At 69.8% G+C, this 13,229-nt stretch carries 9 protein-coding genes and 1 pseudogene; 6 read left to right on the forward strand and 4 right to left on the reverse strand.

What is annotated here, in order from left to right:
• Positions 1-86 precede the first annotated feature (86 nt).
• A pseudogene (locus tag ABB07_RS27970) lies at positions 87-3,165 on the forward strand (efflux RND transporter permease subunit).
• A gap of 71 nt (positions 3,166-3,236) precedes the next feature.
• Here the strand turns inward: ABB07_RS27970 and nadA are convergent.
• On the reverse strand, positions 3,237-4,421 hold the full coding sequence (gene nadA, locus ABB07_RS27975) for a quinolinate synthase NadA (RefSeq protein WP_208901305.1): 1,185 nt from the start codon (positions 4,419-4,421) through the stop codon (positions 3,237-3,239).
• 264 nt (positions 4,422-4,685) lie between these two features.
• On the opposite strand from nadA, the gene ABB07_RS27980 reads away from it, so the two are divergent.
• Positions 4,686-5,042, forward strand: coding sequence for an iron-sulfur cluster assembly accessory protein (locus tag ABB07_RS27980; RefSeq protein WP_028422454.1), 357 nt, complete (start codon positions 4,686-4,688; stop codon positions 5,040-5,042).
• Between the two features lie 107 nt (positions 5,043-5,149).
• Here the strand turns inward: ABB07_RS27980 and ABB07_RS27985 are convergent, their stop codons facing one another.
• Positions 5,150-6,904 carry a hypothetical protein gene (locus ABB07_RS27985; protein ID WP_244189547.1) on the reverse strand — a complete coding sequence of 585 codons (1,755 nt, stop codon included), beginning with the start codon at positions 6,902-6,904 and terminating at the stop codon, positions 5,150-5,152.
• Positions 6,905-7,006: 102 nt separating this feature from the next.
• Positions 7,007-7,228, reverse strand: a complete 222-nt coding sequence (locus ABB07_RS27990) for a hypothetical protein (RefSeq protein ID WP_208901306.1) — start codon at positions 7,226-7,228, stop codon at positions 7,007-7,009.
• 129 nt (positions 7,229-7,357) lie between these two features.
• On the opposite strand from ABB07_RS27990, the gene ABB07_RS27995 reads away from it, so the two are divergent.
• Positions 7,358-8,332 (forward strand): carbohydrate kinase family protein, encoded by a 975-nt coding sequence (locus ABB07_RS27995; RefSeq protein ID WP_208901307.1) that lies wholly within the window; start codon positions 7,358-7,360, stop codon positions 8,330-8,332.
• A 110-nt stretch (positions 8,333-8,442) separates the two neighbouring features.
• Here the strand turns inward: ABB07_RS27995 and ABB07_RS28000 are convergent, their stop codons facing one another.
• On the reverse strand, positions 8,443-9,822 hold the full coding sequence (locus tag ABB07_RS28000; RefSeq protein ID WP_208901308.1) for a cysteine desulfurase/sulfurtransferase TusA family protein: 1,380 nt from the start codon (positions 9,820-9,822) through the stop codon (positions 8,443-8,445).
• A 260-nt stretch (positions 9,823-10,082) separates the two neighbouring features.
• Between ABB07_RS28000 and ctaC the strand changes: the two genes are divergently transcribed.
• Genes ctaC through ABB07_RS28015 form a run of 3 tightly spaced genes read left to right on the forward strand, consistent with a single transcriptional unit; the run spans position 10,083 to position 13,167 of the window.
• A complete protein-coding gene (ctaC, locus tag ABB07_RS28005) occupies positions 10,083-11,042 on the forward strand; it encodes an aa3-type cytochrome oxidase subunit II (RefSeq protein WP_055706855.1) in 960 nt (319 codons plus the stop codon).
• On the forward strand, positions 11,039-12,772 hold the full coding sequence (ctaD, locus tag ABB07_RS28010) for an aa3-type cytochrome oxidase subunit I (protein WP_208901309.1): 1,734 nt from the start codon (positions 11,039-11,041) through the stop codon (positions 12,770-12,772). The genes ctaC and ctaD overlap by 4 nt, the downstream gene beginning before the upstream one ends.
• Positions 12,769-13,167 (forward strand): cytochrome c oxidase subunit 4, encoded by a 399-nt coding sequence (locus ABB07_RS28015; RefSeq protein ID WP_023551358.1) that lies wholly within the window; start codon positions 12,769-12,771, stop codon positions 13,165-13,167. Before ctaD ends, ABB07_RS28015 begins: the two co-directional genes overlap by 4 nt.
• Positions 13,168-13,229: the final 62 nt, after the last annotated feature.

Genomic DNA, 13,229 nt, shown 5'->3' on the forward strand with positions numbered 1-13,229 from the left:
AAATGGACCCAGGGCTGACAAGAGCGTGCTCTGGCGTGGCTCAAGGTGAGAGGGCCTGCCGCTCACAGATTGAGAGACCCTGATCCATGTCCTGGCTGTCGAGATTCAGCCTCCGGCAACGGGCCCTGATCGGCCTGATGTCGCTCGTCGCGCTCGTCTTCGGGCTGATCGCGATACCCCAGATCAAGCAGCAGCTGCTGCCCACCATCAACCTGCCCATGGTGTCGGTGATCGCGCCGTACCAGGGCGCCTCGCCCGACGTGGTCGAGAAGCAGGTCGTCGAGCCGATCGAGAACAACCTGCGTCACCTCCACCGCCAGTGAGGGCCACGCCGTGATCATGGCGTCCTTCGACTACGGCAACGACACCAAGCGGATCGTCTCCGACGTCCAGCAGGCCGTGAACCGGGCCCGCCACCAGCTCCCGGACGAGGTCGACCCGCAGGTCGTATCCGGCTCCACCGACGACATGCCGACCGTGGTCCTCGCCGTCACCTCCGACAAGGACCAGCAGGCGCTCGCCGACCAGCTGGACAGGACGGTCGTGCCGACGCTGAAGGACATCGACGGCGTCGGCCGCGTCCAGGTCATGGGCGTCCGAGACCTCCAGGTCACCGTCACCCCGGACGACGCGAAGCTCGCGCGGGCCGGTCTCACCTCCGCCGCGCTCGGCCAGGCCCTCCAGGCGGGCGGCGCGACGGTCCCGGCCGGCTCCTTCGACGAGGACGGGGCCAACCGCACCGTCCAGGTCGGCGGCGGCTTCACCTCGCTGCGGCAGATCCAGGACCTCATGGTCACCGGCCAGGGCGGGGAGAGGCCCGTACGCCTCGGTGACGTGGCCGCCGTCCGGGAGCAGCCCGCCCCGGCCGACTCGATCACCCGCACCGACGGCAGGCCCAGCCTCGCCGTCAACGTGACCATGGACCACGACGGCAGCGCGGTCACCATCTCGAACGCGGTCAAGGACAAGCTGCCCGGCCTGCGCGAGCAGCTCGGCTCGGGTGCGCGGCTCACGGTCGTCAGCGACCAGGGCCCGGCGGTGTCCAAGTCCATCAAGGGCCTGACCACCGAGGGCGCGCTCGGCCTGCTCTTCGCCGTCCTCGTCATCCTGGTCTTCCTCGCGTCGATCCGCTCGACGCTGGTCACGGCCGTCTCCATCCCGCTGTCGGTGGTGCTGGCCCTGATCGTGCTGTGGACCCGCGGCCTGTCCCTGAACATGCTCACGCTCGGCGCGCTGACCATCGCCATCGGCCGGGTGGTCGACGACTCGATCGTGGTCCTGGAGAACATCAAGCGGCACCTCGGCTACGGCGAGGAGCGCACGGACGCGATCCTGAACGCCGTGCGCGAGGTGGCCGGCGCGGTCACCTCCTCCACCCTCACCACGGTCGCCGTGTTCCTGCCGATCGGCCTGGTCGGCGGCATGGTGGGCGCCCTGTTCGGCTCGTTCAGCATCACGGTGACGGCGGCCCTGCTGGCCTCGCTGCTGGTGTCGCTGACCGTCGTGCCCGTGCTGTCGTACTGGTTCCTGCGCGCCCCGAAGGGCACCCCCGAGGACGCGGCCGAGGCCCGCCGCCGGGCCGAGGAGAAGGAGGCGAACAGCCGCCTCCAGCGCGCCTACGTGCCCGTCCTGCGGTTCGCCACGCGCCGCCGCCTGACCAGTGTCCTGATCGCGATCGTGGTCCTGGTGGTGACCTTCGGCATGGGCGGCCTGCTGAAGACGAACTTCTTCGACCAGGGCGAGCAGGAGGTCCTCACGGTCAAGCAGGAGCTGAAGCCCGGTACCGGCCTCGCCGAGACGGACCGGCAGGCCAAGCGGGTCGAGAAGCTGCTCGCCGCCACCGAGGGCGTCAAGGACTACCAGGTCACCGTCGGTTCCTCCGGCTTCATGGCGGCCTTCGGCGGCGGCACGGACACCAACCAGGCGTCGTACCAGGTGATGCTGAAGGACTCGAAGTCGTACGACAGGGTGCAGAAGAGCCTGGAGGACGGCCTGAAGCGGCTCAAGGGCATCGGTACGACCACGGTGTCGGCCGGTGACGGCTTCGGCAACCAGAACCTGAGCGTGGTGGTCAAGGCGTCCGACCCGCAGGCGCTGCGTACGGCGGCGGAGCAGGTCCGCTCCACGGTCGCCGGCCTGGACGGCGTCACCGACGTCAGCAGCGACCTCGCCACGAGCGTGCCCCGCATCTCGGTGAAGGCCAACGCCAAGGCTGCCGCCGCCGGCTTCGACGACCAGAAGCTGGGAGCGGCGGTCGCCCAGGCGGTGCGCGGTACGACGGCGGCGAAGGCGGTCCTCGACGACACCGAGCGCGATGTCGTCGTGCGGTCGGCGAAGCCCGCGACCACGCTGGCCCAGCTCAAGGCGCTGCGCCTCGGCCCGGTGAGGCTGGGCGACATCGCCACGGTGAAGCTGGTGGACGGCCCGGTGTCGCTGACCCGGATCGACGGGCAGCGCGCCGCCACCATCACGGCCAGGCCGACCGGTGACAACACCGGTGCGGTCAGCACCAAGCTCCAGTCGAAGATCAAGGCCCTGAAGCTCCCGGCGGGCGCGAAGGCCGAGATCGGCGGCGTCACCTCGGACCAGAACGACGCGTTCAAGAACCTGGGCCTGGCCATGCTGGCGGCGATCGCGATCGTCTTCATGCTTCTGGTGGCGACCTTCCGCTCGCTGGCCCAGCCGCTGATCCTGCTGGTCTCCATCCCCTTCGCGGCGACGGGTGCCATCGGCCTGCTGGTCGCCACCGGCACCCCGATGGGCGTCCCGGCGATGATCGGCATGCTGATGCTGATCGGCATCGTGGTGACCAACGCGATCGTGCTGATCGACCTGATCAACCAGTACCGGAGGCAGGGTTACGGCGTCGTGGAGGCCGTCGTCGAGGGCGGCCGCCACCGCCTGCGCCCGATCCTGATGACGGCGCTGGCGACGATCTTCGCGCTGCTCCCCATGGCCCTGGGCGTCACCGGCGAGGGCGGCTTCATCGCCCAGCCCCTCGCGGTGGTCGTCATCGGCGGCCTGATCACCTCGACCCTGCTGACGCTCCTGCTGGTGCCGACGCTCTACGCGATGCTGGAGCTCCGCAAGGAGCGCCGGGCGAAGAAGCGGGCGGCCAAGCGAGAGCCGGAGGCGGAGCAGGTCCTGGAACCGGCCGGCGTCTGACGGCACGGCAGAGGGCCGGGTCTCTTGGTACGAGACCCGGCCCTTTCGTGTGCGTGCGCCCGTCGCCAGGGTTACGGAAGCGCGAGCATCCGCTCCAGGGCCAGCTTGGCGAAGGCCTCCGTCTCCTTGTCGACCTCGATCCGGTTGACCAGGTTGCCCTCGGCCAGGGACTCCAGGGCCCAGACCAGGTGGGGCAGGTCGATGCGGTTCATGGTCGAGCAGAAGCAGACCGTCTTGTCGAGGAAGACGATCTCCTTGTCCTCCGGCGCGAAACGGTTCGCCAGCCGCCGGACCAGGTTCAGCTCGGTGCCGATGGCCCACTTGGAGCCGGCCGGGGCGGCCTCCAGGGCCTTGATGATGTACTCGGTGGAGCCGACGTAGTCCGCCGCGGCCACGACCTCGTGCTTGCACTCCGGGTGGACCAGGACGTTCACGCCCGGGATGCGCTCGCGCACGTCATTGACCGAGTCCAGGTTGAAGCGGCCGTGGACCGAGCAGTGCCCGCGCCACAGGATCATCTTCGCGGCGCGCAGCTCCTCGGCGGTCAGCCCGCCGTTCGGCTTGTGCGGGTTGTAGACCACGCAGTCGTCCAGGGACATGCCCATGTCCCGTACGGCGGTGTTGCGGCCGAGGTGCTGGTCGGGCAGGAAGAGCACCTTCTCGCCCTGCTGGAAGGCCCACTCCAGCGCCCGCTTGGCGTTGGAGGAGGTGCAGATCGTGCCGCCGTGCTTACCGGTGAACGCCTTGATGTCGGCCGAGGAGTTCATGTACGACACGGGGACCACCTGCTCGGCGATGCCCGCCTCGGTCAGGACGTCCCAGCACTCCGCGACCTGCTCGGCCGTCGCCATGTCGGCCATGGAGCAGCCGGCGGCGAGGTCGGGCAGGACCACCTTCTGGTCGTCGGAGGTGAGGATGTCCGCCGACTCGGCCATGAAGTGCACACCGCAGAAGACGATGTACTCGGCCTCCGGGCGCGCGGCCGCGTCCCGGGCCAGCTTGAAGGAGTCGCCCGTGACGTCCGCGAACTGGATGACCTCGTCGCGCTGGTAGTGGTGGCCGAGCACGAACACCTTGTCGCCGAGCTTCTCCTTGGCCGCGCGGGCGCGCGCGACCAGGTCGGGGTCGGACGGCGAGGGCAGGTCACCGGGACACTCGACGCCCCGCTCGCTCTTCGGGTCGGCCTCACGGCCGAGCAGCAGCAGGGCGAGCGGAGTCGGCTGCACGTCGAGTTCCGGGGTCTGGGCGGTGGTCACGACACGCACCCTTTCTACTTTTCGTCTAACTGACGCTATCTATCATAACCGGTTCACGTCAGTTTGACGATGGCCATAGCGTCGATGTGACGTGAATCCCGCCGCGGTCCCTCCACAGGCCGCTGTCGACCACGTGGGGCATGTGCGAGCATGAAGACGGAAGCAAAAAGGCGACAACGTGCCTGCCCGGCCCGGAATGAATCCGCGGAAGCGCCGGTTGCACTCGTCGGCAAGCAGTCTCCGTACAACCCGGGAGAGATGTAGATGTCCGTATCGGACGAGACCACCACCGTCACCGACGGCATCATCCTGACCGACGCCGCCGCGGCCAAGGTCAAGGCCCTGCTCGACCAGGAAGGCCGCGACGACCTCGCGCTGCGCGTCGCCGTCCAGCCCGGCGGCTGCTCCGGCCTGCGCTACCAGCTCTTCTTCGACGAGCGCTCGCTCGACGGCGACGTGGAGAAGGACTTCGGCGGGGTCAAGGTCGTCACGGACCGCATGAGCGCGCCGTACCTCGGCGGTGCCACCATCGACTTCGTGGACACGATCGAGAAGCAGGGCTTCACGATCGACAACCCGAACGCGACCGGCTCCTGCGCCTGCGGCGACTCCTTCAGCTGAGAACGCAGTTCCCCGCGCCCCAAAGGGGCGCGGGGCTGTGTCTGATATGCGGCTACCGCCGCGTGGGCGCAACCAGCCACAACGGACCCGCAGACGCCTGACGTCCGTTACCGTCCTGCCTCCCATGCGCCTGGCCCTCCCCGCGGCGCGATCCGGCTGCCGTCGGCACCGACCACCGCCCGCCCGCCGAGCGGCGCGGCCAACCGCACGGTCTTCACGTACTCCTTGGCGATCAGCACACACACCTTGTCCGGCCAGGGATGCTCGGTGACCGTCACCGCCACCCGCTCGCCACTCTCCTGCGCCGCCACCGTGTAGTCCGCGCACACCCCGCCGTAGAAGCTCACGGTCAGCTCACGGCCCTCGGCCGAGTAGCCGGTGACCTTCACCGTCCGGGCCGTGGACGTGCCGGACGGCGCCGGTGCCGAGGGCGTTGCCGCCGGCGCCAGGTACCGGGGATCCACCGCCGGGTACGTCACCGTGGCACCCTGGCCGACCTCGAACAGCCAGGACGGCACCAGCGTCTGCCGCCCCGCGACGGAGCGCGCGGCCAGCCCGAACACCGCCTTCCGCACGGTGACCGTGTCCCCCTGCGGCACCCCCGTGGCCGCGCGGCAGGGCTGCTCCAGCCGGTCCTTCAGCGGCACCGGACTGGCGCAGCCGCCGATCCCCATGCGGTGGTCGCTCTTCGGTGCCGCGTTCATCAGCTTCAGCGTCTTCGCGGCGCTCAGCACGGGATACGTGTCGCCCTTCACCGGCGCGCCGAGCAGCCCGTGCCCGCCGACCAGTTCGCCCTGCCGGTCCACGGTCAGGCCGGTCGTCCAGCCGTACGTCGGCAGCCCGCCGACCACCGGATCGGCGTTCACGACCCGCTGACTCCCCAGGACCTGGCTCGCGTCGGTCTTCGCGTCGTCCAGCCCCGCCGCCTTCAGCACGGGCGCGGCCACCTCGGTCGCCTTCCGCACGCTCACCGGGGCGCCGCTCGGGCCCATCGGGTCGTGCGCGCACAGGACGCCCTTCGTGCAGTCGTCGGTGCCCGGCGCGTACCGGCTGAACGTCCAGCTGCCCGGCGCGTCCCGGTTCACCGTCAGGCTCGGCCCGGAGCCGTCCTTGCCGCCGACCCGCCAGATCCGGCCCTCGGCGACCGGCGTGCCGTCGACGCCCAGCGCCTTGGCCAGCCGGGCCACCGCGTCCTTGCCGACCTCGCCCTTCGGCGCGTACACCGGCGCGGAGCCGGGGCCGGCCGGCAGCTCGCCCTGGGCGACGTACCTCGCGCCGTACGGGTCCGGCTCGCCGGGAGCGATGCCGTTGCCGCTGCTGAAGCCGTCCAGCGCGAGCGGCGGGGGAGTGGCGCCGGAGCCGGTCGCGCCCGGTCCGCCCGTACGGCCGCCGGTGTCGCCGCTCGCCGCGAGATAGGCGCCACCACCGCCGACCAGCAGCACGGCGGCGGCGACGGAGACGACGACGAGCCGCGACCGCCGCCGGCCGGCCTGCCCGCCCTCCGCGCCGTCGATGCGGCCGAGATCGTCGGTGCCGTCGGTGCGGTCGAGCTCGCCGGTGCGGTCGGTGCGGTCGAGGTCTGCGGTGCGGTCGATGCCGGTGCGGTCGGTGCCTTCGAGGTCGCCGGTGCGTTCGATGCTGTCGAGGTCGCCGGTGCGGTCGGTGCCTTCGGTGCCGTCGATGCCGTCGGTGCCGTCGGCGCCCTCCGTCGCGGCGGCCGCCGGCTCAGGCTTCCCCGAGTCCTCGAAGCCCTCCTGGCTCCCCCCACTCCCGCCGTTCCCGGCGCTCGCGGCGCTCCCCGCGCTCTCGGTGTGCTCGGAGCCCTCGGGGTGCTCGCGGTTCTCGGGTCGCTCGGTGTTCACCGCATCGCTCCTCGCTGGTCGTATCCCGCATCCCCCGCCTGGGGGACGGCGATGGGACGCGGGAGGGGAGCGTGCGGTTCCCTGCGAAACGCGCCCCGCGCGTCAGTCGCCGTAGTCGGACATCGCGTCCAGCAGCCGCGCGGACCGCGCCGGCACGGTCACCCCGTGGATCAGGGACGGCAGCACCGGCCCGGGCTCAGCGTGCTCGGGGACCGCCCAGTGCGGAGCCATCCGGGCGCAGTCGCCGCGCAGTGCGGCGAGGTCGGCCTCGGAGTCACTCCAGAGGCCGGCGGGGTCGGTGTGGCGGAACTTGAGGTTGGTCATGACCGCACGGTAGGCCTGCTGTGGGCCGCGAAGAAAGATCTACTATCGGGTAGTTTCGCCAGCTGCAGCGGGGACGGCCGAGCGGGTAGCGTGAACTGTCAATCCAGCCTCCCGCAGGAGAATGCCGACGTGCGCATCGCAGTCACCGGCTCCATCGCCACCGACCACCTCATGACCTTCCCCGGCCGTTTCGCCGACCAGTTCGTCGCGGACCAGCTGCACACGGTCTCGCTCTCCTTCCTGGTCGACAACCTGGACGTGCGCCGGGGCGGCGTCGCCGCCAACATCGCCTTCGGCATGGGCCAGCTCGGCACCACGCCGATCCTGGTCGGCGCCGCCGGCTTCGACTTCGACGAGTACCGGGCCTGGCTCGACCGGCACGGCGTCGACACCGACTCGGTCCGCATCTCCGAGACCCTGCACACCGCCCGCTTCGTGTGCACCACCGACGCCGACCACAACCAGATCGGCTCCTTCTACACCGGCGCGATGAGCGAGGCCCGCCTCATCGAGCTGAAGACCGTCGCCGACCGCGTGGGCGGGCTGGACCTGGTCCTCATCGGCGCCGACGACCCCGAGGCGATGCTCCGCCACACCGAGGAGTGCCGCTCCCGCGCGATCCCCTTCGCCGCCGACTTCTCCCAGCAGATCGCCCGGATGGAGGGCGAGGAGATCCGGATACTGCTGGACGGGGCGACGTACCTGTTCTCCAACGAGTACGAGAAGGGCCTCATCGAGACCAAGACCGGCTGGAGCGACGCCGAGATCCTGGCCAAGGTCGGCCACCGCGTCACCACGCTCGGCTCGCGCGGCGTGCGCATCGAGCGGGTCGGCGAGGACCCCATCGAGGTCGGCTGCCCCGAGGAGGAGCGCAAGGCCGACCCCACGGGTGTCGGCGACGCCTTCCGCGCGGGGTTCCTGTCGGGACTGGCCTGGGGTGTCTCCCTGGAGCGCGCGGCGCAGGTGGGCTGCATGCTGGCCACGCTGGTCATCGAGACCGTGGGCACGCAGGAGTACCAGCTGCGGCGGGGGCACTTCATGGAGCGGTTCGTTAAGGCGTACGGGGATGACGCCGGTCAGGAAGTGCGGGCTCATCTGGGCTGAGGTCGCGACTACTCGTCTGCCTCGGTTTCGCCGTTGTCGGGTGCGGGTGCGTGGGGGCTGGTCGCGCAGTTCCCCGCGCCCCTGACGGGGCGCTGCCCCCCAGGTCGCCTTCAAGAAACCCTTCGGACCACATACGCCGTCCCACCCTCCGCCGGCTCCTCCCCGACGTACTCCTGCCCCCGCATCTCGCACCACGCCGGGATGTCCAGGCGGGCCGCCTCGTCGTCGGAGAGGACGCGTACGGTGCCCCCGACCGGTACCTGCCCGAACACCTTGGCCAGCTCGATGACCGGAATCGGGCACCGCTTGCCGAGGGAGTCCACGACGAGTTCCTCTGGGCCCGCCGCGGTGGCCGGAGCCGCGGGCGCGCCCAGCTTCTCCCGGACGCCCGCCACCGTCCCCGGCAGCACCGCGAGGAACCGCTCCACGTCCTCCTCGGCCGTCCCCGTCGGCAGGGACACCCGGATGTTCCCCTCGGTCAGCACGCCCATCGCCCTCAGCACATGGCTGGGTGTCAGCGTGCTGCTGGTGCATGAGGAACCCGAGGAGACGGAGAAGCCCTCCCGGTCCAGTTCGTGCAGCAGGGCCTCGCCGTCGACGTAGAGGCAGGAGAAGGTGACGATCCCGGGCAGCCGCCGCTCGGGGTCGCCGACCACCTCCACATCCGGTACGGCCTCCGGTACCCGCGTCCGGATCCGCTCCGTCAGCTCCCGTAGCCGTACCGCCTCCTGGGCCGCCTCGGCCCGCACCGCCCGCAGGGAGGCGACGGCCGCCACGATCGCCGGGATGTTCTCGAACCCGGGCGCCCGCCCGGACTCCCGCTCGTCGACGGGCCCTTGGGCGGCGAACCGCACCCCCTTGCGCACCACGAGCAGCCCGACCCCGGACGGCCCGCCCCATTTGTGCGCACTGGCCGCGAGCAGCGACCAGTCGCCCTCGACCGGCCCCCACCCCAGCGACTGCGCCGCGTCCACCAGCAGCGGCACCCCGGCGCCCCGGCACACCTCGGCCACCTCGGCGACCGGCTGCACGGTCCCCACCTCGTGGTTGGCCGACTGCAGACATGCCAGCGCGGTGTCCGGGCGCAGGGCGGAGACGTAGTCCGACGGGGTGACGGCTCCGGCCCGGTTGACGGCGACTTGGGTGACCGACCCCCCGTCCGCCTCGAACACCTCCGCCGCATGGAGTACGGAGGAGTGTTCGACGGCCGACACGATCAGGTGGCGTCCCACCCGCCGCCGCCCGGCCAACGCCCCCGCGATCCCGCTGTGCAGGGCCCGGGTCCCCGACGACGTGAACGCCACCTCGTCCGCCCGGCACCCCACAGCCTCAGCAGCCGCCTCCCGGGCAGCGTCCAGCAGCATCCGGGCCTTTCGCCCCTCCCGGTACAGCCGCGCGGGATCGGCCCACCCCTCATCCACAGAGGCCAACAACGCCTGACGGGCAACGGGATGGAGAGGAACGGCGGAGGCAGCGTCAAAGTAGGCCATACGGCAACGTTAAGACCCCGGCGGGAGCAGCCGACCCAGGGGCGCGGGGAACTGCGCGACCAGCCACAACGAACCCGCAGCCGCCAATCCAGCGAACCACCCAACTCAGTAGGCACCCCTCCCCGCGAACCCTCGGAGAGGGTGGGCTAGGGTTTGGTCCGCATAAACATCCAAACCCCTGCCCGACGCAGGGCGGCGACCGACCAGCGAGAAGAAGGCCGCAGCCGACCGCGCGGGCGAGACTCTCGGGAAGGCGCTACGTGAGTCCCAACGGCTCCGACCGCTCGCCGCGGCGCCCGATGCGGCGGAAGCTGCTGCAGGCACTGACCGCGGGCCTGGTCCTGGCGACCGCTACCGGTTGCACATACAAGGACTTCCCCCGCCTTGGCATGCCCACCCCGACCACGGAAGAGGCTCCGCGGATCCTCTCCCTGTGGCAGGGCTCCTGGGCTGCCGCGCTCGCCGTCGGCGTGCTGGTGTGGGGCCTGATCCTGTGGAGCGCCATGTTCCACCGGCGCAGCCGCACCAAGGTCGAGGTACCTCCGCAGACCCGGTACAACATGCCGATCGAGGCCCTGTACACGGTGGTCCCGATCATCATCATCTCGGTGCTCTTCTACTTCACGGCCCGGGACGAGTCGAAGCTGCTCAGCCTCGACAAGAAGCCCGACGTCACCATCAACGTGGTCGGCTTCCAGTGGAGCTGGGGCTTCAACTACGTGGAGAACGTCCCCGGTGTCTCCGGCGACGCCAAGACCGACAAGAACCTGGACGCCATTCCGGACCGGTTCAAGAAGGACTTCCCGGCGAACGCCGGCGGTGTCTACGACGTCGGCACCCCGGGCACGCGGAACCCGCAGACGAACAACCCCGGTCCGACGCTCTGGCTCCCCAAGGGCGAGACGGTCCGCTTCGTCCTGACCTCTCGTGACGTCATCCACTCCTTCTGGGTGGTGCCGTTCCTGATGAAGCAGGACGTCATCCCGGGCCACACCAATGCCTTCCAGGTGACCCCGAACCACGAGGGCACCTTCCTCGGCAAGTGCGCCGAGCTCTGCGGTGTCGACCACTCGCGCATGCTGTTCAACGTGAAGGTCGTCTCCCCTGCGGCGTACCAGAAGCACCTCCAGGACCTCGCCAAGAAGGGGCAGACCGGTTACATTCCCGCCGGCATCGCGCAGACGAGCCACGAGAAGAACCGGGAGACGAACAACCTGTGAGCATCCTCAACGAACCCCAGGGTGCCGCGGCAGCTGAAGGCGCGTACGCGGACGAGCTGCCGGTCAGGCGCAAGCAGCCCGGCAATGTCGTGGTGAAGTGGCTGACGACCACCGACCACAAGACGATCGGCACGCTGTATCTGGCGACGTCGTTCGCGTTCTTCCTGATCGGTGGCGTGATGGCGCTGCTCATGCGCGCCGAGCTGGCCCGTCCGGGCCTGCAGATCATGTCGAACGAGCAGTTCAACCAGGCGTTCACGATGCACGGCACGATCATGCTGCTGATGTTCGCGACGCCGCTGTTCGCCGGCTTCGCGAACTGGATCATGCCGCTGCAGATCGGCGCGCCGGACGTGGCGTTCCCGCGGCTGAACATGTTCGCCTACTGGCTGTACCTGTTCGGCTCGCTCATCGCGGTGGGCGGCTTCCTGACCCCGCAGGGTGCGGCCGACTTCGGCTGGTTCGCCTACTCGCCGCTGTCGGACGCGGTCCGCAGCCCCGGCGTCGGCGCCGACATGTGGATCATGGGTCTGGCCATGTCCGGCTTCGGCACCATCCTCGGCTCGGTCAACTTCATCACCACGATCATCTGCATGCGCGCCCCGGGCATGACCATGTTCCGCATGCCGATCTTCGTGTGGAACGTGCTGCTGACCGGTGTCCTGGTCCTGCTGGCCTTCCCGGTCCTGGCGGCCGCGCTGTTCGCCCTGGAGGCGGACCGCAAGTTCGGCGCCCACGTCTTCGACGCCGCCAACGGCGGAGCCCTGCTATGGCAACACCTCTTCTGGTTCTTCGGCCATCCAGAGGTGTACATCATCGCGCTGCCGTTCTTCGGCATCATCTCCGAAGTGATCCCGGTGTTCTCCCGTAAGCCGATGTTCGGCTACATGGGCCTGATCGCCGCGACCATCGCGATCGCCGGTCTGTCCGTGACCGTGTGGGCCCACCACATGTACGTCACCGGCGGTGTGCTGCTGCCGTTCTTCTCCTTCATGACCTTCCTGATCGCCGTACCGACCGGTGTGAAGTTCTTCAACTGGATCGGCACGATGTGGAAGGGCTCGCTGTCCTTCGAGACGCCGATGCTCTGGGCGACCGGCTTCCTGATCACCTTCACGTTCGGTGGTCTGACCGGTGTCATCCTGGCCTCGCCGCCGATGGACTTCCACGTCTCCGACTCGTACTTCGTGGTGGCGCACTTCCACTACGTGGTCTTCGGTACGGTCGTCTTCGCCATGTTCTCCGGCTTCCACTTCTGGTGGCCGAAGTGGACCGGCAAGATGCTGGACGAGCGCCTCGGCAAGATCACCTTCTGGACGCTGTTCATCGGCTTCCACGGCACCTTCCTGGTCCAGCACTGGCTGGGCGCCGAGGGCATGCCGCGCCGGTACGCCGACTACCTGGCGGCCGACGGTTTCACCGCCCTGAACACGGTCTCGACGATCAGCTCCTTCCTGCTCGGCCTGTCGATCCTGCCGTTCCTCTACAACGTCTGGAAGACGGCCAAGTACGGCAAGCCGGTCGGCGTGGACGACCCGTGGGGCTACGGCCGTTCGCTCGAATGGGCGACGTCCTGCCCGCCGCCGCGGCACAACTTCCTCACCCTGCCGCGGATCCGCAGCGAATCCCCGGCGTTCGACCTGCACCACCCTGAGATCGCCGCGCTCGAGCAGCTCGCGCACAGCGGTCACGGCACCGCCATCGCGGGCAGCAAGGAGGCCGGCAAGTGAAGATCCAGGGTCGGATGTTCATCTGGCTGAGCGTCTTCATCCTGATCATGGCCATCGTGTATGGCGTGTGGTCGAAGGAGCCGGCCGGTACCACCGCACTGTTCCTGGCCTTCGGCCTGAGCGTCATGATCGGCTTCTACCTGGGCTTCACCGCCCGGCGGGTCGACGCGGGCGCCCAGGACGACAAGGAGGCCGACGTCGCGGACGACGCGGGCGAGCTGGGCTTCTTCAGCCCGCACAGCTGGCAGCCGCTCATGCTGGGCTTCGGCGGCGCGATCGCCTTCCTCAGCATCGCGGTCGGCTGGTGGCTGATCTACTTCTCCGCCCCGTTCATCGTGGTCGGTCTGTTCGGCTGGGTGTTCGAGTACTACCACGGTGAGAACCGCACCCAGTAGCACCCGAGTGCACGCACCGGAGGCCCGGACGCTCCCTCAGGGGGGTCCGGGCCTCCGGCTTT

This window comes from Streptomyces incarnatus, from assembly GCF_001027185.1.
Taxonomy (GTDB): Bacteria; Actinomycetota; Actinomycetes; order Streptomycetales; family Streptomycetaceae; genus Streptomyces; species Streptomyces puniciscabiei.

What these genes read in the sequence shown, in the direction of transcription:
- ABB07_RS28000 (WP_208901308.1), bottom strand. Translation starts at nt 9,822, where the DNA reads ATGGCCTACTTTGACGCTGCCTCCGCCGTTCCTCTCCATCCCGTTGCC.
- ABB07_RS27980 (WP_028422454.1), top strand. Translation starts at nt 4,686, where the DNA reads ATGTCCGTATCGGACGAGACCACCACCGTCACCGACGGCATCATCCTG.
- ABB07_RS27990 (WP_208901306.1), bottom strand. Translation starts at nt 7,228, where the DNA reads ATGACCAACCTCAAGTTCCGCCACACCGACCCCGCCGGCCTCTGGAGT.